Here is a 23,856-nt window from a genome sequence, read left to right as displayed (position 1 = left end):
TTTAATCAATCGCAAGGGGAAAGAGGATATACGGCATAAAACCACTTTCCTAGAAAGGAAAGCGGCCTTATAACTGTCATTCTTATCATCAGCCTCTGCCTGCTTGAAAACCCGGATACTTTGTCATGCCTCCATCTGCAAAAAGCGTGATGCCTGTTACATAACTTGATTCTGAAGAAGCGAGCCAGGCAGCAGCGGCTGCAATTTCTTCTGGTTTGCCAATATACCCCATCGGGATAAGAGATTCCACATCTTCTTTTGCCTTTGGGTCCGAAAATTTTTCGGCATTGATCGGTGTATCGATCGCACCGGGCCCGATACTGTTCACACGAATGCCTTTCGGAGCGTATTCAAGCGCCAGTGTCTGCGTCAGCATGTTTACCCCGCCTTTACTGGCCGCATAATGAACAAAATGCGGCCACGGAATCACCTCGTGAACGCTCGACATATTAATGACATTTCCTTTAATTCCGTGATCAAGCATGTAAGAGATCGCTTCCCGGCAGCCGAGAAACATGCCTGTTAAGTTCGTATCTATTACTTTGTTCCAATCCTCCAGGCTTAGCTTTTCAGACGGAACTTCATTTTCAATTCCGGCATTATTGATCATAATATCTACCGAACCAAACGCCTCTGCTGCTTTTGTTATTAACGCTTTTACATCCTGTTCTTGTGATACGTCTCCCTGCACCCAAATCGCTTCGCCGCCTGCCTCCTGCACTTCACGGGCAACTTTTTTTCCGTCTTCTTCATTTTGAAAATAATTCACAGCCACCTTTGCTCCTTCACGGCCAAAACGAATAGCCATCGCCCGGCCCAGCCCTGAAGAAGCACCGGTAATTACCACTGCTTTTCCTTTTAAGTCAGGATACATGTTTGTTCCTCCTTCAGTAAAGTTACGTTTTCGTGAAGCCGATCAGCACGCCTCCAGCAACGATCAGAAAGCAGCCGGCCAGTACAAGCAAAAGCTGTTTTTTTGTTTTCTTTTCTCCCAATAGAAAAATGCCGCCCAGGGTTGAAATAACAGCACCCGTTTGAGACAGAGAAAAGCTGGTGGCCACACCGATCCGGGGGACAGATAACAGCAGCCCAAGATTGCCGATACCCCAGAGTATGCCGGACAAAATGTTTCGCAGAGCGTATTTGTTAAATGGCTTGCTTTTAAGCGTAAGCACAAGGGCACCGATAAACATCCCAATGGCCTGAGGCAGAATGGCGGCCCAGCTGTCAATGTTGAACCAGCGGATAATGACGACATAAATCAGGTAGCCTGCCGTCGAGATGAGCAAGAGAAGCAGACCTTTTCGCCGGCTGCCGGATTTTTGAGCCGGATCATCTCCGCCTCCTGTAATAGATGTCAGCACTACCCCAACAATAATGAGCACGATCGATATACTCCCCAGTAAAACCGTTGTTGTCGTGGTCCATTCTTTAAATACAATCACGCCAAAAAGAGTGGTAGCGGCCAGCTGCATACCGGTTGAAATCGGGACTGCTTTTGACACACCCAGATGCGGCACACTGCCAAGCTGGTTTTTCTGGCCAACGGACCAGAAAAGACCGGAAACAACGCCGGCAATCCAGGCGGTTGAGTTCACAACGGGCTGGGCCCACAGGTAAATGCCAAAAGCAAAAAGGAGTGCGCCAATGGTAATGCCCAGCGTCTGACTGTCGGAATCGCCGCCCAATTTTACGCTTACCAGTACGATGCTGCCCCACGCTAAAGCAGGAAGAAGAGCGATTAAAATAGTTGTCATTCTCAGTCCTCAGTTCCTCTTTTGTTAAATATGAACAGGTTCTAGCTATACAGTAGTTTTCGTTGAAAAGGAAATGATTATACGCAAAAAACGCTTAGTCTGGGACTAAGCGAAGGAGTAAAGCAATCGTTTTTTGTAAGCGCATACAAATGATAAACAGCTAAAGAAGGCGGACAAAGATCTTTGAGCTTAGGCGTGGCGCTGGTCTGATATTTCTTCATTCATTACCTGCTCCGCCCGGCCAATATAATGAACACCGTCCATAAGCTGAGAGGCATCACAAATTAAATGAACAAGCGTTTCTTTTTTTGTCCAGGCAATTAAATCATTAGCAAGAATAGGCTTTTGGCACTTACTGCAGCACCAATTTATGTTTCGATTCATTTTTTCCACGCACCTTTTTTTCTTTTTATCATACTGTGCTTCAAAAAAAAAGTGTGTCAAACGAAAACCGATTTTTTTGGCATGTTTTGTCGATTTGCTTTTTCGGTTCCTCATGGCTTTGGGGACACTTTCTCTCTTCCATACATATGATGAAGGGCAGGTTTGAATTTTAACGGGCGGAGGAGAAACGATATGTATTGGGATCCTTATTACGGTTATTATGGCATGATGCCTTATGAAGCGGTTCCAGCCAATGTAATCAGCGCGCAGGGGCAGCCAGACAGATTAGGACGCCGCTGGATTGTTCAGGAAGGTGCCTGGCGCGCGGTATGGACGCGGCGTGGAAACAGTAACGTATTCGATGGGCGCTGGTCTCAGGCGGGCCAGGCTGATATTACAGCGGTACTGACGATTTACACATCAGGTTCCTTTGTTTTTATTTTGCGGCGCAACAGCAGTGATGGAAATAATTGCAACTACACAGGCACATTTGGATCAGGCGGCAGAACAGCAAGCGGACAGAATATTTGTAACCGGGGCGGTGGCGCATGGAGTGCTGTTATTGAACGCCGTGACCAGCCCGATGGTCAGGACCGGCTCGGCCGGAGATGGGATGTGCAGGAAGGTGCCTGGCGCGCGGTATGGACACGGCGCGGAAACAGCAACGTTTTTGATGGCAGATGGACGCAGGCCGGGCAAACGCCGGTAACGGCTGTTTTGACGATCACTTTGCAAGGAAATAACGTACGCGTTCAAAGACGGAACAGTAGCGATGGAAACAACTGTGATTATAGAGGCACCATGTCTTCTAACGGGCGAACCGCTTCCGGCCAGTTTACATGTGACCGGGGTGGCGGCAGTTGGAGCGCCACGATTACTCGCTAATGCAAAAAAAGGCTTCCGGTTGCCCGGAAGCCTTTTAATTATTCGCCTGCTTTTTCCGCTAGGTACTCCCAGCGCTCAAGCATATAATCCAGCTTTTCCTTCAGCTCTGCTTCTTCTGCCATTAAGCGATTCAGTTTTTCAAAATCACTGCCGGCTGTTGCCATTTCATTGGAGATATCTGAAATCCTCTGCTCGGCTGCTTCCATGTCATCCTCGATCGTTTCCCATTCCCGCGTTTCCGAATACGACATTTTCTTTTTCCGTTCCGGGCGTGGCGGTGCTGCGGAGGTCTTTGGTTTCACATCTGCAACAGGGGTCTCCTGTTTCTCCTCAAGAAAGTCAGAGTAGCTCCCATAGTAAAAATCAACGGCGCCGTGTCCCTTGAATACAAGCAGCTGGCGGCATGCTTTATCAAGGAAATACCGGTCATGGGATACGGTTACGACTACCCCTGCAAAATGGTCTAGATAGTCTTCTAAAATCGTTAGTGTCTGCGTGTCAAGATCATTGGTCGGTTCATCTAAAAGGAGGACGTTCGGTGCAGACATTAAAATGTTTAACAGGTAAAGACGCCGCTTTTCTCCGCCTGAAAGCTTGCGGATCAATGTGCCGTGCGTATGCATAGGAAACAAAAACTTTTCCAGCATCTGCGCAGCTGAAACGAAGCTGCCGTCTTTGAGCTGAATGGATTCTGCTGTTTCCCGAATATACTCAATCATCCGCATGTTTTCATCCATATCTTCGTTTTCCTGCGTATAGTAGCCGATTTTCACTGTCTGCCCCTGATCCAGCTCACCTGCATCAAATGGCTCACGGCCCGCGATAATATTCAGCAATGTAGACTTTCCGCTGCCGTTGCGCCCGACAATCCCAATCCGGTCACCGCGCTTAAACAGGAAAGAAAAATCGGTTAAAATCGCCCGGCTGCCAAATGCTTTTTGAATATTTTTCAGCTCCAGCACTTTTTTGCCAAGACGGGCACCGCCGAGATCCATTTCGAGTGATTCACTGCTCTGCTTATTTTTCACTTCAGCATCCAGCGTTTCAAAGCGCTGAATGCGTGCTTTTTGTTTGGTCGTACGGGCTTTGGCGCCTTTGCGCATCCAGGCAAGCTCCTTTTTAAAAAGGCTTTCTTTTTTGCCCTGCTCAAGCACCTCGTTTTCTTCCCGAATGGCTTTCGCTTCGAGAAAGTCTGCGTAGTTACCTTTATACTCATACAATTTTCCGCGCTCAAGCTCCCAGATTTTATCGGCGACAGCATCGAGAAAATACCGGTCATGCGTGACGAACAGAACCGCTTTCTGCGATTTCTTCAAATATTCCTGAAGCCACTTAATACTGTCATAATCCAAATGGTTGGTTGGCTCATCCAAAATAAGCAGATCCGGTGTTTCGATGAGCGTTTTAGCCAGAGCCGCCCGTTTTTTCTGGCCGCCGGACAGTTCAGACAGCTTTTGCCCGAAATTCGGGAGGCCCAGCTTTGTCAGGATCGTTTTGGCTTCCGCACTTGTGTCCCATGCGCTCAGGTCATCCATTCGCTGCTGCTGCTTCATAAGCTCCTGCTGCACCGATTCGTCTTCGGCATTTTCCTGCAGCTGAAGAAGCGCCCGCTCATACTCTTTAATCGCTGAAAAAACCGGTGATTGGCTGGCGTATAAATAATCCATAATGGTCATGCTCTCATCAAAATCCGGATTTTGAGACAGATAGGAAATCGAATAGTCATTCGGATGATCTTTTTTCCCTTCGTCCCAGTCATCCAGGCCGGCAATCACATTTAAAAGTGTTGTTTTGCCGGTTCCGTTAATACCGAGAATCCCAATTTTATCTCCTTCTGTGATCGAAAAAGAAATATGCTGAAACAGCTCTTTTTCCCCTACTGTTTTCGTTAAACCTTCCATTGTTAAAACGTTCATGGCTTTCTCCTTTTTCTGCTGGTCTTTTTTCATTTTACCATTCTTCCATGTATAATGGACCCGAGGTGGTTGAATTGGTTAAAACGATTTTGCTCTCCGGCTACAAAAGCCACGAGCTTGGCATATGGGATCAAAAACATCCAGGCATTTCTGTTATCAAGCATGCACTTGAAGGACGGCTGCGCGTACTTGTAGAAGAAGGACTCGAATGGGTCATTATTGGCGGCCAGCCCGGTGTGGAGTTGTGGGGAGCGGAAGTTGTTTTTTCCTTGCAGGAGGAATTTCCTGATTTAAAACTTGGTGTTCTTACGCCTTTTTTAGAACAGGAGAAAAATTGGAAGGAAGAACGGCAGGATTACTATAACAGCATTATCGATCGGGCCGACTTTGTTGATGCGGTGTCTAAAAAGCCTTATATAGGCCCCTGGCAGTTCAAAGCGAGGGATCAATTTTCACTCGACAACACAGAGGCGCTCCTGCTTGTTTATGATGAAGAAAAAGAAGGCTCGCCCAAATTTTTAAAAGCGGCGGCGGACAACCAGGCCGAGCAAGGGAATTACGATATTTTTCTTATCACTATGTATGACCTGCAGGTAGCGGCGGAAGAACTGCAGGAGCGGGAACGTACAGATTTTTATTAAGGATGCCGGCTTGAACAAGTCAGGCCTGCCGTTTTATCATATAATAAGGTAATGGTAACGCTTACTTAACAGAAGGGGGCATCCGGTATGATCGAGCATAAAAACTTGTCTCTTCACCTGTCAAAGGAGCAGCTAAAAAGAATGGTGCATGAACTTGCAGCACAGCATTATTTGATTTTTTGGGGCTTTGACCGCGGTACAATGATTTTAAATGTGTATCAGGCAGCGGCTAACAACCAGTTTACGTTCATCCGCCACCGTGACACGATGGAGCTCATTTATGCCAAAATTGCCGACCGGAATGTGCTCGCTCATGTAAATGAATCGATTCCATTTTCTGCATGGATCGATCGGCTTCAAAGGGAGCGGGAAGCCGTTACGAAGAGGATGCGTTACAGGGAGCTTGATTACTATTTAGGTGTTCTGCATGATTATATGCTGGAAGAAAACAAAGAAAAAATGGCCGAAACAAAAGCGATTTTAGCGTCTCTTACATCTGATGCGTTATAAAAAAGGAACCTGAATCAGGTTCCTTTTTTGTTCTTTTATTCGTAGTCTACTGTTATGTGGGCAGCAGCTGTTTCCGCTTCTTTCCGGGCTTCCTGCACTGTTTGGGCGCTGGTTAAAACAACCGCCATACGGCGTCCTTTTTTTGTTTCGGGTTTTCCAAATACCCGCACCTGCGTATGGGGTACCTCCAGTGCTTTGTTCACTCCGCTGATTTTGTAAGAAGACTGTTCCTCCCATGCTTTAATGGTACGGCTGGCACCTGGAGATAAAAGATGCACACCTGGAATTGGAAATCCAAGAACTGCCCGGATGTGGAGCGCAAACTCGGATAGATCCTGAGTGACCATCGTAACCATCCCAGTGTCATGCGGCCGCGGCGATACTTCACTGAAATAAACGCCATTCGCCGTTAAAAACAGCTCTACCCCAAATAAACCATAGCCACCAAGTGCATCTGTAATTTTTTGAGCAATCGTTTCTGCTTCCGCAATCTGTTCCTCTGTCATATTGTGCGGCTGCCATGATTCAATATAATCCCCGTCCTCTTGAATATGACCTATCGGCGCGCAAAATGTGGTGCCGGAAACGGACCGAACCGTCAGCAATGTGATTTCAGAGTCAAATGTAATAAATTCTTCTACAATAACCCGTGTTTTTTTCGCCCGTCCTCCTTCAAGAGCCGTGTTCCAGGAGAGCTCTACATCTTCGTGCGAGCGGCAGACACTCTGCCCTTTTCCAGATGAGCTCATGATCGGTTTAATCACACAGGGAGTGCCGATCGTCCGCACCGCTTCCTGCAATTCTTCAAGCGTATTGGCAAACGCATATTTTGCCGTTGGCAGGCCCAGTGTTTCACTTGCCAGACGGCGAATCCCTTCACGGTCCATGGTCAGATTTGCTGCTTTTGCTGTTGGTATTACATGATACCCTTCTTTTTCAAGTTCAATCAGTGTTTCAGTCGCAATCGCTTCGATTTCAGGAATGATAAAGTCAGGCTTTTCCTGTTCAATTAACGCTCGAAGCGCATCCCCATTCAGCATATCGATGACGTGTGAGGAATGGGCCACCTGCATAGCGGGCGCTCCCTCATACCGGTCTACCGCAATCGTTTTTACACCAAGCCGCTGTGCTTCCATGACTACTTCCTTTCCAAGTTCTCCTGATCCAAGCATCATAATCGTTTTTGTTTGTAACCCTGCCATCTCTGCATTCTCCTTAATATTCGCCATTTCAGACTTTTTTCTTCTTTTTCATTTTTCAAACTCATTATAACATGCCAATTACGAACATATTAATACTAAATACAATAAATTATTCGCGCATTAACCCGTGTTAGCTTTTTGGGAAAACGGGAAAACAAAAAGAATAATAGGAAAGCGGGTGACGGAATGATGCCGAGCGAAACAAATACATGCCAGTTATGCAAAAACGAACAGTCACTTATTCCAATCAAACAGCATTTTATATGCAGCGAATGCCTTGCTGAAGGAAATGACTGGCGGCTGGCCCAATGGGAATCATGGTTTCAAAAAAGGATCAGTCGATATTTGCATGTATGTAAAAAATGCTTGAAAACGAGTGATGCTGAAGCAATCCACCAGGCCCGGGTTACAGGAAGAAAGATTACATCTTTGCTGCAATTTTTAAACGTACCCAAACATCATCCACTTGTAAAAGAAATAAAAAGGATTCACTCTCTGCTGAATCCGGTCCGTGAAGCAGATGTGTTTTTAGAAGCATTCGAGGATCGGGATGGGCAGGTTCATCAGCAGCTTTTTAAAAAAGTTCATAAAAAGCGCAAAAAGCTGCAAAAAAAGCTGCAGCAAAACCTGCCTGAATTAGTTCAAAAAGCGAGCCGCCGCTCTTCGGCTTTTGCAGCGGAAGAACTTTCTTTTTATGCCCTATCGATTGACCCGGATGCCCGGATCCTTTTGTTTGAAAGTCAATTTAACGAAAAAGCTGACCAGTATCAAAAAACGGTTGATACTTATGGAAAACAGGCTCCTGAATCTATCAAGGTATTGCATAAAGTGCGCATTCAGTCCAAAGTGCTTCGCTACTTATACGCTGATCTTAGCAGCCTGGCTGGCCAGGACTTTTCAAAAAAAGAAAAACAGTATAAGGATATACAAACTCAATTTGGTGAAATAAACGATGTAAAGGATTGGCTGGACAAGCTGGACCGTTACAAAGAAAAGCTGGACGTGTCAGAAAAAGAGATCGCTGCTGCTAGGAAAAAATGGAACAATCGATTAAAAGCGTTAATAGACGATGTTGAATTAATGCAAGCAAAAACCCGGGCAGGATAACCGCCCGGGTTTACGTTATGGTTTTAACAGGCCTTCCCTCTCTAAATAAGCACGTGCCACTTGTTCCGCAGACTGGTTGTTTACATTCACCTCTACATTCATCGCCCGCATATCGTCATCGCTAATTTTGCCGGCAAGCTTGTTTAATGATTGGACGAGCTCCGGGTATTCTTCTGCTGTTTCTTTTCTTAAAAGAGGCGCTCCCTGATAGGGCGGGAAAAGGTTTTGATCATCTTCTAAAACGGTTAAATCATACACCTGCAATTCGCTGTCTGTTGAATACGCATCGATTAAGTTGATTTCACCGTTTTGAAGAGCCTGATAGCGAAGCTTCGGCTCCATAGTTACAACAGAGGGAAAATCAATACTATACAATTTTTGAATCCCCAGATAGCCGTCTTCCCTGTCCGAAAACTCAAGTGTGAAACCGGCTTTGATCTGGCTTTCAATTTGCTTAACATCAGAAATGGTTTTGACATTGTTTCGCTCTGCCAGTGAAGACGGAATGGCGAGTGCATACGTATTGTTATACTGCATCGGTTCAAGCATTTCCATATTAAACTGCTCGCTCATGCCTCGCTTTGCCTGCTCATACACCTCGCGGGAATCAGTGCTACGGGCTGTTTCTTTTAAAAATTCCGAAATAGCAGTGCCCGTAAACTCCGGGTACAAATCAATGCTGCCGGAATCAAGTGCGTTAAATACAAACGAGGTTTTGCCAAGTCCCGGTTTTAATTGGACAGTTAAATCCGTATCCTGTTCAATGAGTAATTTATACATATTAATTAAAATTTCAGGCTCTGCCCCAAGCTTTGCCCCAATCACAATTTCCTTGTCCCCGCGGCCGAAAAGCGGGATAACAATGACCAATAAGGCCGCTGCAAGAAAGATACCGAGCAAGGCACCTGCTTTTCGAAAAGAAAGAGCTTCAAATCGACGGAGAAGCACGTCAAACAAAATAGCGAGCAGTGCGGCCGGCACCGCACCAAGTATAATAAGAGCTGTGTTGTTACGGTCAATCCCGAGAAGAATCAGATCGCCAAGTCCGCCGGCACCAATTAGGGCAGCAAGCGTCGCCGTTCCAACAATTAAAACCATGGCGGTTCGAATGCCTGCCATGATCACCGGCATGGCAAGCGGCAGCTCCACTTTTAAAAGCCGGCGCTTTTGATTCATCCCCATCCCCCGTGCTGCTTCAATCAGAGATGGATCTACTTCTTTAATTCCTGTGTATGTATTTCTTAAGATGGGAAGCAGTGCATACACAACAAGAGCAATCACAGCCGGCACTTTTCCGATTCCAAAAAGAGGAATAAGCAAGCCGAGCAGTGCCAGTGATGGAATCGTTTGAAGCACAGCTGTAATGCCGATAATGCTCTCTGCTGCCCGCTGTTTTCTTGTTAAGAGAATGCCAAGCGGGATGGCAATCAGTACGGCGAAAAAAAGGGCAATAAAGGAAATTTGAATATGTTCAAATAAAGCAGCAAGCAGCTCCTCACGCCGCTCTGTAAAAACTGTTGCAAGCCGGTTCATAGCCGTACCTCCCTGCCGAGAAATTGAACAATCGTGCGGTGAGTAATCGTGCCAATCGGCCGGCCATGTTCATATACCGTTAAAGCGTCTGCTTCAGCTAGCAGCTGGAGAGCTTTCAGGACCGTTTCCCCGCTTTCAATCCTCCTGCCTTCTGCTGGTTGAGCTGGAAAGGCAGTCACTACATCCCGGACCGTCCGGCTTTCTTCAAGATGGTCCGTACCGATAAAGCTTTTTACAAAATTATTGGCGGGCTGGCTCATAATGTGCGATGGTGTCCCGATTTGTACAACACGCCCTTCCTTCATCAGGCAAAGCCGGTCACCAAGCTTAATAGCTTCTTTCATGTCATGGGTCACAAATACAATTGTTTTTTGAATATTGCGCTGAAGGTCCAGCAAATCATCCTGCAGCTTTTCACGGCTGATGGGATCGAGTGCACTGAATGGCTCATCCATCAGCACCACTTCAGGGTCCGCCGCAAGCGCCCGCACCACTCCAATGCGCTGCTGCTGTCCTCCTGACAGCTCGGCCGGCTTACGATTTCGGTATACAGCAGGATCGAGTCCGACCATCTCTAAAAGCTCATCTACACGGCGGCTGATTTTCTCCCGGTCCCATTTGCGCATTTCCGGCACAACGGCAATGTTTTCTGCAATCGTCATGTGTGGAAACAGGGCAATCTGCTGAAGTACATAGCCAATGTTCCAGCGCAGCTCGTGAATATCAAATTCACTGATTTTCCGGCCATTTATCCGCAGCGTCCCATCTGAAATCGGAATCAGCCGGTTAATCATTTTAAGCGTTGTGGTTTTCCCGCAGCCGCTTGGTCCGATCAGTACAAAAAATTCCCCTTTTTGAATCGTCAAATCCAGCTCTCGAACTGCATAGGTACCGTCTGGATACTGTTTTTCTACTTGATCAAATTGAATCATCTTCTCACGCTCCATTCCTCTTTCTTTTTACCCATTTTCACTTTACACTATGCCTGTCTGTTATTCACGTTAAAAAAGTAAAAGCCGCGTATACGCGGCTTTTACTTTTTCTTGTTTCGGATACGGGCAACTTCATCTGCCACAAACTGAACATTTGTCCCGACGATCACTTGAATACTCCTTGGGCCGACAACGTGAGTGCCCGGCACACCGGCTGATTTTATTTTCGCTTCGTCTACTGCGTTCATGTCCCGCACTTCCACACGCAGACGGGTCACACAGTTATCAACCGAAGCAACGTTGGCATCGCCGCCGAGTCCTTCATAAATGACCGCTGCCATCCTTTCAAAACGGCTGCCTGGCGCTGTGTTTTCCACTCCTGTTTCAGCTGTTTCCTCTTCGCGCCCTGGTGTTTTCAAATGAAACTTTTGAATTAAAAACCGGAACAGCACGTAATAAATAAGCCCGACCACAAGCCCCTGCACAAGCAGCATATACGGCATATTGGCAAGTGGAAGCCGTGAACTCAGGACAAAATCCACTAGCCCCGCACTAAATCCGAAGCCCGCTGTCCAGTGGAAAAAAGCGGCGACCGCCAGTGAGACGCCGGTCAATGCTGCATGAACCACATAAAGCGCCGGCGCTAAAAACATAAACGAAAATTCAAGCGGCTCTGTTACACCAGTGAAAAATGAAGCAAATCCAGCGGCGAGCAGCAGTGAGGCTGCCTGTTTTTTCCGTTTTGATTTAGCTGTGTGATACATAGCCAATGCAGCAGCCGGCAGGCCAAACATCATGACGGGGAAAAAACCTGCCTGATACATGCCTGTGACACCTTTTTCCCCTTCTCCGGACCAGAAATTACCGATATCATTGATGCCTGCCACATCAAACCAGAAAACAGAATTGAGTGCATGATGAAGCCCGGTCGGAATAAGCAGGCGGTTAAAGAAGCCGTAGAGACCAGCACCAATAAAATCAAGCTTGCTGATGGCCGTCCCAAATGAAACAAGGCCGGTAAAGATAACAGGCCACACGTAAAATAAAATGCCAGAAATCACAAGCATCGCTACCGCTGTCATAATCGGCACGAGGCGCTTGCCGCTGAAAAATGCCAGTGCATCCGGCAATTGAACATGACTAAACCGGTTATACATAATAGAAGCCACAATGCCTGATAAAATACCGATAAACTGATTATCGATTTTATCAAATGCAGCATTTACATTTTCAGGATCTGTTCCCTGCAGCATTGCAACTGAGTCAATTGATAAAAGGGTGGTGACAACGAGATAAGCGACCAGTCCGCTCAGGGCGGCCGATCCATCTTTATCCTTTGACATACCAAGCGCAACCCCAACCGCAAATAAAATTGCCATATTGTCAATAATAGAAGAGCCCGCTTTAATTAAAAACGCGGCTGTTGCATTGTCTGCTCCCCATCCCGTTGGGTCGATCCAGTAGCCGATCCCCATCAGAATAGCGGCGGCAGGAAGAACGGCTACCGGCAGCATTAAGGATCGGCCGATATTTTGTAAATACTTCATCATGCTCAACAATCCCCCTTTAAAAAAGTAGTGAAAAACGCTTTCTTAACAGCACTTTATCATGGTTAAAGTATAGTTGTCTATACCAATGTAGTAAAATTTAAAAATGAAAACCCGTAATTTTTGAAACAAGCAACGAAAATTGGTATAGACAACTAGTTTTTCATCCATTACACTTAAAGCAACCATTCCATCAAAAGAGGTGCTGTAAAATGAACGAATATGTGATAAAAGGCGGTTCTGTTTACACCGAAAATGAAGTGCTTTCTCCTGGCTTTGTTCATATAAAAGACGGAAAAATCAACGCAGCCGGACCGCTGGCGGACTGCCCATCTTCTGTACCTTCCTTTTCTGTTTCTGAACAATACTTGATTCTGCCCGGTGCGGTTGATATTCACATTCATGGTGCAGCCGGTGCGGACACGATGGATGCCACACACCATTCCCTTCATAAAATGGCGTCTTTTCTTCCATCCGAAGGCACCACAGCTTTTTTAGCGACAACGATGACACAGGAAAAACGAGCGATTGAGTCAGCTCTTCAGTCTTTTTCTTCTTATAAACAAAAGCCGGGTGAAGCAGAAATAACCGGTATTCATTTAGAAGGCCCTTTTATTTCACCAAAGCATCCCGGCGCTCAGCCAAGTGAAGCGATTATTGAGCCAGATACGGAACTGTTTGAGCAGTGGCAGGCTCTTTCTGGGGGGCATATTCGGCTTGTTACACTGGCTCCGGAAGAAACAAATGGACTCGACCTTGTGTCCCATTTGGCTCATTTACACATTACCGCTTCCGCCGGCCACACGGACGCCACATTTGATCAGCTTTGCCATGCTGCCGAGGCTGGTCTGACCCATGTTACCCATCTTTATAACGGCATGCGCGGCATGCATCACCGCGAGCCTGGAACAGCCGGCGGAGCCCTTCTCCACCGGGATCTTTATGTGGAAATGATTGTAGACGGTATTCATATTCACCCGCAGATGGTGCGGCTTGCCTTTGAACAAAAGACGGCGAACCGGACCGTGCTGATTACTGATTCCATGCGTGCGAAGGGCCTGCCTGATGGGGAATATGACCTTGGCGGCCAGGCTGTCAGCGTCGAAAATGGAAAAGCCGTGCTTGGAGATGGAACGTTAGCCGGCAGTACGCTGTCCATGCAGCAGGCCATTCGAAATATGCGCAAGTTTACGAACTGTACGATTCGGGATATTGTAAAAATGACAGCCGAGAATCCGGCCAGGCAAGTGCGGCTGTTTGAGCGCAAAGGCAGTATTGCGCCGGGCAAGGATGCAGATTTAGTCATATATGATGAACAATTTCAGGTTCAAAAAACGATTTGCCGCGGTGTTGTGGCATTCCAAAAGGAGAGGGAGCAATGAACGTCATTCGTGTTCCGGATTACGAGGCGATGAGTAAACGAGCCGCTGACTTTTTAACAGCCAGAATAAAAGAACTTCCGTCTCCGGTGATTGGCCTGGCAACAGGCTCTACACCAAAAGGGATGTATAAACAATTGATTCACGCCTGCCGCATGGAAAAAATTTCATTCCGGCATGTGACGACATTTAATTTAGACGAATACATTGGCCTGCCCGCGTCTGATCCGAACAGCTATCATTCCTTTATGCGGAAAACCTTTTTTCAGCATATGGACATCCCGCCCGAGCAGATTTATATTCCAGATGGTGAAGCTGTGCTCTTGGAAAATGAATGCACAAGGTATGAATCCTTAATCGATAAAAAAGGAGTTGACGTGCAGGTACTCGGCATCGGCCAGAATGGCCACATCGGTTTTAATGAGCCGGGCACGCCTTTTGACCAAACAACGCATGTAACAACATTAACAGACTCCACCCGACAGGCAAATGCCCGTTTTTTCTCATCTATTGAAAGCGTACCAAAGCAGGCCATTACGATGGGTATTGCTTCCATCATGAAAAGCCGTGAGATTCTTTTGCTTGCATCTGGCCCCCACAAAGCAGAAGCGGTCGCACGCCTGTTTTCGGGAAATGTATTAGAAGCTTTCCCTGCCTCTGTACTGCAGGATCATCCACATGTTACAATAATAGTAGATGATGAAGCGTTTTCATTAGTTTCGCGGAAGGAAGAAAAGTATGATTGATAAACTTTCGCCTGTACCAATTTATTATCAGCTTGAACATGCTATTCGCCGGCAAATGGATACGGGCGAATTAAAGCCCGGTGATCTTATCCCTTCTGAACGAGAATATGCTGAACAGCTCGATGTCAGCCGGATGACCGTTCGGCAGGCGATTACCAATCTTGTCAATGAAGGACTGCTGTACCGCCAAAAAGGACGCGGCACATTTGTGGCAGAACAAAAACTGGAACAAAACCTTTCTGGATTAACCAGCTTTACAGAAGACATGAAGGCGCGGGGAATGGTTCCTGCCAATAAGCTGCTCGCATTTGAAATCGTACCGGCAGATAAAAAAGTGGCGGAGCGGCTTGCTTTGACGGAACATGCGCCTGTGTACGAAATCAAACGAATCCGGCTGGCCGATGAGGTCCCAATGGCGCTTGAAACGGTGTACATCTCTGCCAATTTAATAAAAGGCTTAAATGAAGCGGTTATTGCCACCTCCCTTTATCATTATATAGAAGAAGAATTGCATCTCGAGATCGGGCGTGCCGTTCAATCAATTGAATCAGCCCTTGTCAGTGAAGCAGAGCGGCCGCATCTGCTTGTGCCAAAAGGGGCACCGGTTTTGCTGATTGAACGGCATACCTTCTTAAAAGACGGTACACCACTTGAATATGTGAAGTCATCCTACCGCGCGGACCGCTACAAATTCACCATCGATATTACCCGGTAAAGGAGCGGATATGATGATGTACTTAAAATATGTTCACAGAGTAGCCGATATGCTTGTTGACGCAGCCCATAAGCAAACAAGCCAGGCAGATATAGCTGCCGAATGGATTGTAAAAAGCGTCCGCCGTGGCGGAGTTGTTCACGTTTTTGGATGTGGCCATTCACATATGCTCGCGGAAGAATTGTTTTACCGGGCCGGGGGGCTTGCCTGCATTCAGCCGATTTTTTTAGAAGATGTGATGCTTCATAAAGGCGCTGTCCGCTCTTCAACGTTTGAACGCCAAAACGGCTATATTGCTTCTTTGGAGGATCAACTCGATATTCGGCCGGAAGATGTACTGATTGTGGTATCCACATCAGGCATTAATCCGGTTCCGATTGACATTTTGCTTCGCGGAAGAAAAGCAGGCGTGAAAACAATCGCTATTACTTCTTTAGAATATGCCCGAAGAGCCCAGACCCGCCATGAGGAAGGAACCACTTTGCGTGATGCCGCAGATCTTGTTATTGATAACAGCGCTCCCTATGGAGATGCGCTGTTATCAGACAAAAAAGCGCCAGCGCCGTTCGGACCGGCTTCTACTCTGCTTAGTGCTGCTCTGCTAAATGGCATTATGGCCTCTGTCATTGCCAAAATGATTGAACGAGGGTTTGAACCGCCCATTTTTTTAAGCGGGAATGTACCAGATGCCGATGAACATAACCGCATGCTGGTTGAACAATATAAAGAGCGGATTCCTCTGCTTCGTTAAAAAAGCGCTCTTCCTTGCGGAAGAGCGCTTTTTAGCGGTACTGTTCCCGTATTTGCAGGACAGCGAGCTCCTTCATCTTTGCTTCTACCATCACATCGATCGATAAATCAGGCAGATGCTCGATAAAGTAGCGCCAGTCATCCTCTAAAATATAATTATGGTGCGCGCGGTCTGTTTTTCCGTCTCTTCCTGAGCTAATATGCATTTTCGGCGGAATTTCTTTATGCTGCCACGTATCGACGGCACGCTGGATAACCTCATCAATTTTCGCCTCTTCTTCATGATTGCACGCATGATGGTGAATATCAAAACAAGCGGCTGCGCCTGTTTCCCGGCATACATCCAATACATCGTGAATGGTAAAAATTTTATCGTCGTTTTCAATACGCATCGATTGTTTGATCGCTTCCGGAAGCTGCTTGAACGCTTGTGCAAAACGCTTCTTTGCTGCTTCCTTGTCTCCATACGCACCGCCAACATGCAAAATCATGTCGGTTCCGCCGGTAAGATCAAGCAGTTCCTGGTGGTGGATCAAGTCTAAAATCGACTTTTGCACCACTTCCTCGTTAGGAGAATTGATCAGCGTATACTGGCCTGGATGAACAGACAAACGAACATCATATTCAGCTGCCAGTTCTTTTATTTCATCGGTGATTTTTAAAACATCTTCATCTTCCCCCCACTCCCATGTCATCACCGGATGGGTGGCAAGCGGTATGAGATTGCTGCTCATTCGATAAAAATAAATTCTATTTTCTATATTCCATTTAATGATATCCAATGTTTCATTTAAGTTGTGGAGTGTCAGCTCTTTTATTTTGGCCATTCCTTCTGTTTCAGCTGTTTTCAGCCGGCACGTTTTAAATTTGGATGGCATCGACATATTAATGCAGGCGTATCCGATTCGCATAAATGTACTCCTTTTTGGTTTGTTTCTTTATCTTTTCCCAAACAGACAAGGGTTGAACCGTTTTACTATACAGGAATCTTTTCTTCTCCTGCAACGAATAATCGGCTATAATAGAAGTAAAGATAACTATAGATTATATGGATTATACATAATTATTTTATGGTAAAGGAATGAAAAACATGAATCTGCCGGCGATTTTAGCGTCACACAAAGCATTTTTGCAGCTGCTTCAATCAAAAGAGCATCTGCTCGATGAAGAACGCAACTTATCTCTTGCCCACTGTACAGATGAAGAATTTTTAGAATATTTTTTTGCCATTGGTATTTTAAAAGAAAACCGGACCTTTTCTCCACACACGATTAAAGCATATCGAAGCGATGCAAAAACGCTGCTTGCTTACCTTTCTCATCATAATCTCGCATTTCGCGCGATCGGATTTCCAGAAGTAAAAGCATTTAACCGGTTTATCGTTAGTACATACAAGCCAAAAAGTGCATTAAGAAAACTGGAATTTTTCCGCCGTTTTCTTGAATTTGGCTTTCATACACACTTTTATACTGCCCAGCTGTCGGTATGGATTCAAAAACCACACGTTCAAAAAGGACATACAGCGGAAACCGATGAAAACCGCACCGTGATGCGTGAACTGTCTTCGCGGGAAGCACGTCACATTATCGACTGCTTTGCAGAGACAATAAAAACAACGAAAAACGCAGAAGCGATTGAAGCCCGCAACCGGCTGATCGGGATGATGCTGCTGACACTCGGCATCCGCGCTTCTGAATTGATCGGGCTAAATTGGGGAAGCTTCCGGCGCAGCCGGCAGGGTGATTTGGTCGTAGACGTAATTGGAAAAGGCGGAAAAGAACGAACACTGCCGGTCATGAGAGAAACCGAGTCTCTTCTGTTTCATTATCGAAGCGTATGTGGAGACACAATAGAATTGCAGCCAAATTCAGCCGAACCGCTTTTTTACGCTCTATACAATAAAACCGATATACAGGCCAATAAAAAAAGGCTTTCCTACGCCGCTTTATATAAATTGGTCAAAAGAGCTGTTGAAGCAGCGGGAAGCCGGCCTGATGTCAGTCCCCATTGGTTTCGGCATACATTTGTAACAAACTTACTTGAACAGGACGTCCCACTTGCGGTTGTAAAAGATTTGGCCGGTCATGCAGATATTTCCATTACCAATCTTTATTTAGAAAGAATTCAAGAAGACCGGATGCATGATCATCTGAAAAATGTTCGTTTTTAAGCATGCTTGAGATTCGCTCTCTCGCGCATCGATAAATAATTAGATGGGTAATTGCCCATCTCGATGCAAAGAAAAACAGCACTCATTTCGAGTGCTGTTTTTCCTTATAATGGATCATTCCCTGGGCACTGACACGTAGATCAATAGACAGCAGTTCATAAACCGGATGATCCGCTTCCACTCCAGCTCGTTCAAGCTGTCCGCGTACTTTTTGCATGAGTACTGTTTCAATCTCTTCGACTTTGTTGTTTTTTTCCAAAATATGCATATACACATCAAGCCAGTTCAAAACCATTTTTACAGCTTGCTCTGGCTGCTCATTCATTCCATAGTGACTAAAGAAAAGCCGCTCCGGGTGAAAGGACATGATTTTTTCGATCGACTGCTTCATCAACTGCGGATCAAATTGATTGGGTGAAGTCGTCGGCATCAAAAGCCCGCTTTCTGTACCTGTAAGCTGAGCATATTGAATGCCTGCTGTATCTCCAGTAAATACACCAGCAGATTTTTCATCCCAAATAGAAAAATGATGGTTTGCATGCCCCGGTGTATGAATGAACCGGAGTATACGTCCGCCAAGATCCAGCTCGCCCCCATCCTCCATTTCAATGATTCGTTCTTTCGGTACCGGCACAATCGGATCAAATAATTCATCGAACGCTTCTCCATATACCATTTTTGCACTGGCAATCAGCCGGCTCGGGTCTGCCAGGTGGCGAGCGCCTTTTGGATGCACGACCAATTTTGCATTCGGGCAGGATTCCAAAAACAAGCCGGCGCCACCTGCATGATCAAGATGAATATGCGTGACGATCACATAGTCGATTTCTTCAGGCTGAATCTGAAGTTCCTTTAGCCCCTCAAGTAAAAATGGAACAGATGGGCTGGCGCTTGTTTCGATAATTGCTTTTTTTGGCTCATGAAACACGTAGCAGCTCGTCCGCTCTTCAAAACCGGAATCATGTAAATCAATCAAGGATAAATCAAATCCTAATGAAACCGCCGTCATTTTTTTGCCTCCTTTTGAAAAGAAACGAACTGCCCCGGGGAGCAGTTCGTTCTATTCATATCATACAGTATAGGAATTATTTTGAAACAGGAACTTCCGTTACCCATCCAAACTCGTCTTTGATCTTTCCTTTTTGAATGCCAGTAATTGTATCGTAAATACGTTGTGACAATTCACCTGTCTGGCCGCCGTTCAGCACCATTTTTTCTTCTCCCCATAAAAATTCACCAATTGGAGAGATTACAGCAGCGGTGCCTGTTCCAAATGCTTCTTCCAATTTCCCTTCACGGTAAGCCTGCGCAATTTCATCTACGGAGATCCGGCGTTCTGTAACCGGTACATTCCAGTGCTTTAAAAGCTGAATGACTGAGTCACGTGTTACCCCATGCAAAATGCTGCCGTTTAGCGCCGGTGTCACCACTTCTCCATCAATTTTAAAGAATACATTCATGCTGCCGACTTCTTCGATGTATTTTTTTTCTACCCCATCAAGCCAGAGCACTTGTGAATATTCTTTTCCTGTTGCTGCTTCCTGCGCTTTTAAGCTGGATGCATAGTTTCCGCCTGTTTTCGCTTCACCTGTACCGCCTTTTACTGCGCGAACAAACTGGTTTTCCACAAGAATTTTAACCGGCGCGATTCCTTCTTTGTAATACGAGCCGACCGGAGACATGATAATCATGAAAATATAATTTTTCGATGGAGCAACACCTAAAAACGGTTCTGTCGCAACAATAAATGGGCGGACATATAAAGATGTGCCTTCCGCTGTCGGAATCCATTCCTGGTCTACCTCAATCAGCTTTTTTAATCCTTCAATCACAAAGTCACCATCGATTTGCGGAATGCAAAGGCGTTCATTGGAACGGTTTAAACGTTCCATGTTTTTCTCCGGGCGGAATAAAAAGACTTTTCCTTCATCCGTCAAATACGCTTTCATTCCTTCGAATACCGTTTGTCCATAATGGAACACCATAGCCGACGGATCAAGGCTAATCGGCTGATATGGGACAATGCGCGCATCATGCCAGCCTCTGCCCTCTGTATAATCCATCATAAACATGTGATCGGTAAAAAAACGGCCGAAACCAAGATTGGCTTGATCTGGTTTATCTCTTTTTGTGTCAGCTAATTGTACGGTTAATTCTTGTGTCATCTTCAAGGACTCCTCATGTGTAAAAATTCGTCAGCACAAGGGCTGATGTATGTACTTCTTCTATCATACAATTTTTTAGAATATTTTCACACTATAAAATCAATTTTTTTCAATCTCTTCTGCTTTCTAATATAATATAGTAAGAAAGAAAGGTGAACCAATGCACCGCAAAGCAAGGTTCCCTGGCAGTGTTTAAAGAAAAATGGAGCTGGTTAAATGAATATAAATGAACTCAAAGCTTTGTTCGGGGAGCGGAAACCTGACATATTGGGCAGTGAAAATATAGTAAAATTCTCTGTTTTGCTGCCGCTTATTCAAAAAAGCGGTGAGCTGCACGTACTCTTTGAAGTTCGATCGCTGCTAATGCGGCGGCAGCCTGGAGAAATCTGTTTTCCAGGCGGTAAAATTGATTATAGCGATGAAGGTCCCGTTCACGCTGCTGTTCGTGAAACACATGAAGAATTAGGGATTCCAATGGATGGAATTGAAGTTCTGTTCCCGCTTGATTATATGATTTCCCCGTTCGGGACCGTTATTTACAGTTATGTAGGTTTGATTGATATGTCCAATATGCAGCTAAACGAAGCTGAAGTAGGTGAAGTGTTCACTGTGCCGCTTTCATTTTTGTTGAAAACAGAGCCGGATCTTCACTATGTGAAGCTTCATCCCGAGCCGGAGGAAAGCTTTCCTTATCATTTAATTTCACAGGGTAAAAATTATGCCTGGCAGACGAAAAAGATGGAGGAGTATTTTTATTTCTATGAGGACCGTATTATATGGGGTTTGACAGCACGGATTTTAAAGCATTTTCTTGATATTCTTCGTTCTGCTCCACATCTACTTGACAAATAGTCAGAATATACGATAATAAAAACAAATATATTAAAATGATGGGATTAGTATACAGACGGCTGCCGGATTAGAGAGGGAGTTCATCGGCTGAAAAGCTCCTGCGGAAAAGCACTGTAGAACCTGCCCTAGCCAACATTGCTTATGAAAACATAAGCCGGTATTCTCCGTTACGGATGTTAAGTGGGCGCATTTTTGCGTCAAAAAAGGTGGTACCACGGAAAGCATACCCGTCCTTTATGGACGATTCGGTATGCTTTTTTTTATGGAAAAGGATGAGATAATCGATGAAAAAGCAACGTATTGTCGTAAAAATTGGCAGCAGTTCTTTAACAGACGACAACGGCAACATTATGGAAGAAAAAATCGCTGATCACACATCTGCGATTGCAGCGATGAAGCAGGCGGGACACGAGGTAATTGTTGTTTCCTCTGGCGCTGTAGCAGCCGGCTTTCGGGCCCTTGGCTATCCCGCGCGACCAAAGGTGATGGCCGCACGCCAGGCATCAGCAGCTGTCGGCCAAAGCTTATTGATTCAGCGGTACATTTCCCACCTGTCACCAAAAGGGATCACCACTGCTCAAATGCTGCTGACAAAAGGGGACTTTTATTCGAAAGGACGATTTCAAAACTTTTATACCTCGATGAGCGAGCTGCTAAGCCGGGGAGCTGTTCCAATCATTAATGAAAATGACTCCATTTCGATTGAGGAATTAACGTACGGGGACAATGACATGCTGTCAGCGCTTGTAAGCGGCTTTTTACAGGCAGACGGGCTGGTGATTTTAACCGATATCGACGGCTTGTATGACAGCAACCCTAAAACAAATCCTGAGGCTAAACGGTTTAATTTCGTACCTTCTATTACAGAGGAAATGCTTGAAGCAGCCGGCGGAAGCGGTTCGTCCGTTGGAACCGGCGGCATGAAATCAAAATTGCTGGCCGCCGATAAAGCCCAGTCTCTCGGCGTTTCTGTTTTTATCGGAAATGGAGTCGGCGAGCGGAAGCTGCTTGATATTATTGAAGGAAAAGGAGCCGGCACTTATATTGGCTCACCTATGCAGCCGCACATGCAGCGCAAAAAACAATGGCTGGCTCTTCATGCGAAGCCGGCTGGCACCGTCATAGTAGATGCCGGAGCAGAAAAAGCGGTTTTAAAAAGCGGAAAAAGTCTTCTTCCTGTCGGCGTTGTGGCTGTAGAAGGCCTGTTTGATGCACTGGATGTAGTGGACATCTGCAGTCAAAAAGGTGAACTTCTGGGCCGCGGCCAGGTATTTTATTCATCTGTTGATTTAGAACGTGTGAAAGGCCTGCCCGGCCCCGAAGCAAAAGCCTATTCTATCAATGAACGGGCGGAAGTCATTCACCGTGATAACTGGGTAACCTTAAAAAATGAGAGCTAGGAGTGGGAAACATGAATGAACTGTTACAAAAAGCAAAGCTGTTAAAAGAAGCATCTTTTGATATGGCCATGAAATCAACGGCTGAAAAAAATGAAGCCCTTTTACTAATTGCCGATGCATTAATTGAACAAACACCCGACATTTTAGTGGCAAACGAGCAGGATATGGCTACTGGACGCAAAGCCGGCTTTACCGATTCCCTGCTTGACCGGCTGCAGCTGACAGAGGAGCGTTTAGCAGCAATTGCTGAAGCGGTCCGTCAGCTGACAAAGCTAAATGACCCAATTGGTGAAACGGTAGAATCGTGGACAACTGAGCATGGGCTTGACATCCAAACGATTCGTGTGCCACTCGGCGTAGTCGGTATGGTGTATGAAGCCCGTCCAAACGTAACCGTTGACGCAGCGACACTTTGCTTAAAAGCCGGTAATGCCGTTTTACTGCGCGGCAGTACGTCTGCGCTTCATTCCAATAAAGCACTTGTTTCAGTGATGAAAACGGCGCTGGCGAAATCTTCTCTTGCTGAAGACGCTATTCAGCTTCTCGAGGACACGAGCCGCACTACCGCTTCAGAAATGTTTAAACTGAATCAATATTTAGACGTTTTAATTCCGCGGGGCGGTGCCGGACTGATTCAATCTGTAATTGAACAGGCCACGGTTCCGGTCTTAGAGACAGGTGTTGGGAACTGCCACATTTTTATTGATAAATCTGCCCAAAAAGAAATGGCGATCGACATTGCACTAAACGCAAAAACACACCGCCCTTCTGTTTGCAACGCAGCAGAAAGCCTGCTGGTTCACCGCGATTGGCCTTATCAGCGCGAATTGTTTACTTCTCTCCAAGAAGCGGGTGTAGAGGTGCGGGGCGACGACCAGCTGTCGGGTTCGTATCACTTTATACAAGAAGCATCGGAAGAAGACTGGGGACAGGAATATTTAGCTATGACGTTATCAGCAAAGCTGGTTGACAGCACAAAAGAAGCCGTCACACATATTAACCGTTACGGAACCAAGCATTCAGAGGCGATTATCACAGAAAATGAAGAAAGCGCTGATTTGTTTTTCCGTGGAATTGACGCGGCTGTACTATATCGAAATGCTTCTACCAGATTTACAGATGGCGAACAATTTGGGTATGGAGCTGAAATTGGTATAAGCACACAAAAACTGCATGCTCGCGGACCTATGGGGTTAAACGCCATTACTACCGTGAAATCACTTGTGCGTGGTTCAGGGCAAATACGCAAGTAAAAAAACGACGGG

At 45.9% G+C, this 23,856-nt stretch carries 23 protein-coding genes and 1 other annotated feature; of the genes, 12 read left to right on the top strand and 11 right to left on the bottom strand.

The genetic code is table 11. The annotated features are described in order from the left end of the window. Nucleotides 1-88: 88 nt before the first annotated feature. The 3 genes from VP97_RS11580 to VP97_RS23280 all read right to left on the bottom strand — a co-directional run bounded on the left by VP97_RS11580 (nt 89) and on the right by VP97_RS23280 (nt 2,141). Entirely contained in the window at nt 89-874 is a 786-nt protein-coding gene (locus VP97_RS11580; protein ID WP_050182032.1) for a glucose-1-dehydrogenase, read from the bottom strand. 22 nt (nt 875-896) lie between these two features. Next, nucleotides 897-1,757, bottom strand: a complete 861-nt coding sequence (locus VP97_RS11575) for a GRP family sugar transporter (protein WP_050182031.1) — start codon at nt 1,755-1,757, stop codon at nt 897-899. Between the two features lie 189 nt (nt 1,758-1,946). Then, on the bottom strand, nt 1,947-2,141 hold the full coding sequence (locus VP97_RS23280; RefSeq protein ID WP_082220334.1) for a hypothetical protein: 195 nt from the start codon (nt 2,139-2,141) through the stop codon (nt 1,947-1,949). Nucleotides 2,142-2,333: 192 nt separating this feature from the next. Here VP97_RS23280 and VP97_RS11565 point away from each other — a divergent pair, with 192 nt between their 5' ends. Then, nucleotides 2,334-3,026, top strand: a complete 693-nt coding sequence (locus VP97_RS11565) for a hypothetical protein (protein ID WP_216594925.1) — start codon at nt 2,334-2,336, stop codon at nt 3,024-3,026. Between the two features lie 38 nt (nt 3,027-3,064). On the opposite strand, the gene VP97_RS11560 is transcribed toward VP97_RS11565, so the two are convergent. Next, nucleotides 3,065-4,942, bottom strand: coding sequence for an ABC-F family ATP-binding cassette domain-containing protein (locus VP97_RS11560; protein ID WP_050182058.1), 1,878 nt, complete (start codon nt 4,940-4,942; stop codon nt 3,065-3,067). Between the two features lie 74 nt (nt 4,943-5,016). Between VP97_RS11560 and VP97_RS11555 the strand changes: the two genes are divergently transcribed. Then, nucleotides 5,017-5,583 (top strand): SLOG family protein, encoded by a 567-nt coding sequence (locus tag VP97_RS11555; RefSeq protein ID WP_050182029.1) that lies wholly within the window; start codon nt 5,017-5,019, stop codon nt 5,581-5,583. A gap of 87 nt (nt 5,584-5,670) precedes the next feature. Then, the gene (locus VP97_RS11550; protein ID WP_050182028.1) at nt 5,671-6,093 is read left to right on the top strand and encodes a hypothetical protein; all 423 of its coding nucleotides are present in this window, start codon (nt 5,671-5,673) and stop codon (nt 6,091-6,093) included. A gap of 35 nt (nt 6,094-6,128) precedes the next feature. On the opposite strand, the gene purT is transcribed toward VP97_RS11550, so the two are convergent. Further along, a complete protein-coding gene (gene purT, locus VP97_RS11545; protein WP_050182027.1) occupies nt 6,129-7,295 on the bottom strand; it encodes a formate-dependent phosphoribosylglycinamide formyltransferase in 1,167 nt (388 codons plus the stop codon). Between the two features lie 186 nt (nt 7,296-7,481). On the opposite strand from purT, the gene VP97_RS11540 reads away from it, so the two are divergent. Next, nucleotides 7,482-8,402 (top strand): CHAD domain-containing protein, encoded by a 921-nt coding sequence (locus VP97_RS11540; RefSeq protein ID WP_050182026.1) that lies wholly within the window; start codon nt 7,482-7,484, stop codon nt 8,400-8,402. A 15-nt stretch (nt 8,403-8,417) separates the two neighbouring features. On the opposite strand, the gene opuFB is transcribed toward VP97_RS11540, so the two are convergent. From opuFB to nagE, 3 genes are all read right to left on the bottom strand, one after another. Then, complete coding sequence (gene opuFB, locus VP97_RS11535; RefSeq protein WP_050182025.1) at nt 8,418-9,935, bottom strand: osmoprotectant update ABC transporter permease/substrate-binding subunit OpuFB; 1,518 nt, start codon at nt 9,933-9,935, stop codon at nt 8,418-8,420. Continuing rightward, nucleotides 9,932-10,867, bottom strand: a complete 936-nt coding sequence (locus tag VP97_RS11530; RefSeq protein WP_050182024.1) for an ABC transporter ATP-binding protein — start codon at nt 10,865-10,867, stop codon at nt 9,932-9,934. The genes opuFB and VP97_RS11530 overlap by 4 nt, the downstream gene beginning before the upstream one ends. A 101-nt stretch (nt 10,868-10,968) precedes the next feature. Continuing rightward, a complete protein-coding gene (gene nagE / locus VP97_RS11525) occupies nt 10,969-12,417 on the bottom strand; it encodes an N-acetylglucosamine-specific PTS transporter subunit IIBC (RefSeq protein WP_050182023.1) in 1,449 nt (482 codons plus the stop codon). Nucleotides 12,418-12,626: 209 nt separating this feature from the next. Between nagE and nagA the strand changes: the two genes are divergently transcribed. Genes nagA through VP97_RS11505 form a run of 4 tightly spaced genes read left to right on the top strand, consistent with a single transcriptional unit; the run spans nt 12,627 to nt 16,005 of the window. Next, nucleotides 12,627-13,796 carry an N-acetylglucosamine-6-phosphate deacetylase gene (gene nagA / locus VP97_RS11520; RefSeq protein ID WP_050182022.1) on the top strand — a complete coding sequence of 390 codons (1,170 nt, stop codon included), beginning with the start codon at nt 12,627-12,629 and terminating at the stop codon, nt 13,794-13,796. Further along, on the top strand, nt 13,793-14,539 hold the full coding sequence (nagB, locus tag VP97_RS11515; RefSeq protein WP_050182021.1) for a glucosamine-6-phosphate deaminase: 747 nt from the start codon (nt 13,793-13,795) through the stop codon (nt 14,537-14,539). The genes nagA and nagB overlap by 4 nt, the downstream gene beginning before the upstream one ends. Next, nucleotides 14,532-15,254: a GntR family transcriptional regulator gene (locus tag VP97_RS11510; RefSeq protein WP_050182020.1), complete on the top strand. Its 723-nt coding sequence runs from the start codon at nt 14,532-14,534 to the stop codon at nt 15,252-15,254. Before nagB ends, VP97_RS11510 begins: the two co-directional genes overlap by 8 nt. Before the next feature lie 13 nt (nt 15,255-15,267). Next, nucleotides 15,268-16,005, top strand: coding sequence for an SIS domain-containing protein (locus tag VP97_RS11505; protein ID WP_050182019.1), 738 nt, complete (start codon nt 15,268-15,270; stop codon nt 16,003-16,005). A gap of 31 nt (nt 16,006-16,036) precedes the next feature. Here VP97_RS11505 and uvsE read toward each other — a convergent pair whose 3' ends face one another. Next, nucleotides 16,037-16,915, bottom strand: coding sequence for a UV DNA damage repair endonuclease UvsE (gene uvsE / locus VP97_RS11500; protein ID WP_050182018.1), 879 nt, complete (start codon nt 16,913-16,915; stop codon nt 16,037-16,039). Between the two features lie 179 nt (nt 16,916-17,094). Here uvsE and VP97_RS11495 point away from each other — a divergent pair, with 179 nt between their 5' ends. Further along, a complete protein-coding gene (locus tag VP97_RS11495; protein ID WP_050182017.1) occupies nt 17,095-18,174 on the top strand; it encodes a tyrosine-type recombinase/integrase in 1,080 nt (359 codons plus the stop codon). A gap of 82 nt (nt 18,175-18,256) precedes the next feature. On the opposite strand, the gene VP97_RS11490 is transcribed toward VP97_RS11495, so the two are convergent. Together VP97_RS11490 and VP97_RS11485 are read right to left on the bottom strand one after the other, a co-directional pair. Continuing rightward, nucleotides 18,257-19,183, bottom strand: coding sequence for an MBL fold metallo-hydrolase (locus VP97_RS11490; RefSeq protein WP_050182016.1), 927 nt, complete (start codon nt 19,181-19,183; stop codon nt 18,257-18,259). 76 nt (nt 19,184-19,259) lie between these two features. Next, on the bottom strand, nt 19,260-20,339 hold the full coding sequence (locus VP97_RS11485; RefSeq protein ID WP_050182015.1) for a branched-chain amino acid aminotransferase: 1,080 nt from the start codon (nt 20,337-20,339) through the stop codon (nt 19,260-19,262). A 216-nt stretch (nt 20,340-20,555) separates the two neighbouring features. Here VP97_RS11485 and VP97_RS11480 point away from each other — a divergent pair, with 216 nt between their 5' ends. The 3 genes from VP97_RS11480 to VP97_RS11470 all read left to right on the top strand — a co-directional run bounded on the left by VP97_RS11480 (nt 20,556) and on the right by VP97_RS11470 (nt 23,844). Continuing rightward, on the top strand, nt 20,556-21,191 hold the full coding sequence (locus tag VP97_RS11480; RefSeq protein ID WP_050182014.1) for an NUDIX hydrolase: 636 nt from the start codon (nt 20,556-20,558) through the stop codon (nt 21,189-21,191). Nucleotides 21,192-21,221: 30 nt separating this feature from the next. Then, nucleotides 21,222-21,429 (top strand) — a binding site (T-box leader). Between the two features lie 46 nt (nt 21,430-21,475). Beyond that, on the top strand, nt 21,476-22,591 hold the full coding sequence (gene proB / locus VP97_RS11475) for a glutamate 5-kinase (RefSeq protein ID WP_050182013.1): 1,116 nt from the start codon (nt 21,476-21,478) through the stop codon (nt 22,589-22,591). An 11-nt stretch (nt 22,592-22,602) separates the two neighbouring features. Next, complete coding sequence (locus tag VP97_RS11470; protein ID WP_050182012.1) at nt 22,603-23,844, top strand: glutamate-5-semialdehyde dehydrogenase; 1,242 nt, start codon at nt 22,603-22,605, stop codon at nt 23,842-23,844. The last annotated feature ends 12 nt before the right edge of the window (nt 23,845-23,856 follow it).

Origin of the sequence: Domibacillus robiginosus, assembly GCF_000966195.1 — a bacterium.
Lineage (GTDB): Bacteria > Bacillota > Bacilli > Bacillales > Domibacillaceae > Domibacillus > Domibacillus robiginosus.
Note: the sequence above shows the minus strand (reverse complement) of the source record. Positions and strands in the feature narration are given on the sequence as shown.

Excerpts from the sequence above, each read along its gene's own strand:
- VP97_RS11580 (WP_050182032.1), bottom strand. The coding sequence starts at position 874 with ATGTATCCTGACTTAAAAGGAAAAGCAGTGGTAATTACCGGTGCTTCT.
- VP97_RS11575 (WP_050182031.1), bottom strand. The coding sequence starts at position 1,757 with ATGACAACTATTTTAATCGCTCTTCTTCCTGCTTTAGCGTGGGGCAGC.
- VP97_RS23280 (WP_082220334.1), bottom strand. The coding sequence starts at position 2,141 with ATGAATCGAAACATAAATTGGTGCTGCAGTAAGTGCCAAAAGCCTATT.
- VP97_RS11565 (WP_216594925.1), top strand. The coding sequence starts at position 2,334 with ATGTATTGGGATCCTTATTACGGTTATTATGGCATGATGCCTTATGAA.
- VP97_RS11560 (WP_050182058.1), bottom strand. The coding sequence starts at position 4,942 with ATGAACGTTTTAACAATGGAAGGTTTAACGAAAACAGTAGGGGAAAAA.
- VP97_RS11550 (WP_050182028.1), top strand. The coding sequence starts at position 5,671 with ATGATCGAGCATAAAAACTTGTCTCTTCACCTGTCAAAGGAGCAGCTA.
- purT (WP_050182027.1), bottom strand. The coding sequence starts at position 7,295 with ATGGCAGGGTTACAAACAAAAACGATTATGATGCTTGGATCAGGAGAA.
- VP97_RS11540 (WP_050182026.1), top strand. The coding sequence starts at position 7,482 with ATGATGCCGAGCGAAACAAATACATGCCAGTTATGCAAAAACGAACAG.
- opuFB (WP_050182025.1), bottom strand. The coding sequence starts at position 9,935 with ATGAACCGGCTTGCAACAGTTTTTACAGAGCGGCGTGAGGAGCTGCTT.
- VP97_RS11530 (WP_050182024.1), bottom strand. The coding sequence starts at position 10,867 with ATGATTCAATTTGATCAAGTAGAAAAACAGTATCCAGACGGTACCTAT.
- nagE (WP_050182023.1), bottom strand. The coding sequence starts at position 12,417 with ATGATGAAGTATTTACAAAATATCGGCCGATCCTTAATGCTGCCGGTA.
- nagA (WP_050182022.1), top strand. The coding sequence starts at position 12,627 with ATGAACGAATATGTGATAAAAGGCGGTTCTGTTTACACCGAAAATGAA.
- nagB (WP_050182021.1), top strand. The coding sequence starts at position 13,793 with ATGAACGTCATTCGTGTTCCGGATTACGAGGCGATGAGTAAACGAGCC.
- VP97_RS11510 (WP_050182020.1), top strand. The coding sequence starts at position 14,532 with ATGATTGATAAACTTTCGCCTGTACCAATTTATTATCAGCTTGAACAT.
- VP97_RS11505 (WP_050182019.1), top strand. The coding sequence starts at position 15,268 with ATGATGTACTTAAAATATGTTCACAGAGTAGCCGATATGCTTGTTGAC.
- uvsE (WP_050182018.1), bottom strand. The coding sequence starts at position 16,915 with ATGCGAATCGGATACGCCTGCATTAATATGTCGATGCCATCCAAATTT.
- VP97_RS11495 (WP_050182017.1), top strand. The coding sequence starts at position 17,095 with ATGAATCTGCCGGCGATTTTAGCGTCACACAAAGCATTTTTGCAGCTG.
- VP97_RS11490 (WP_050182016.1), bottom strand. The coding sequence starts at position 19,183 with ATGACGGCGGTTTCATTAGGATTTGATTTATCCTTGATTGATTTACAT.
- VP97_RS11485 (WP_050182015.1), bottom strand. The coding sequence starts at position 20,339 with ATGACACAAGAATTAACCGTACAATTAGCTGACACAAAAAGAGATAAA.
- VP97_RS11480 (WP_050182014.1), top strand. The coding sequence starts at position 20,556 with ATGAATATAAATGAACTCAAAGCTTTGTTCGGGGAGCGGAAACCTGAC.
- proB (WP_050182013.1), top strand. The coding sequence starts at position 21,476 with ATGAAAAAGCAACGTATTGTCGTAAAAATTGGCAGCAGTTCTTTAACA.
- VP97_RS11470 (WP_050182012.1), top strand. The coding sequence starts at position 22,603 with ATGAATGAACTGTTACAAAAAGCAAAGCTGTTAAAAGAAGCATCTTTT.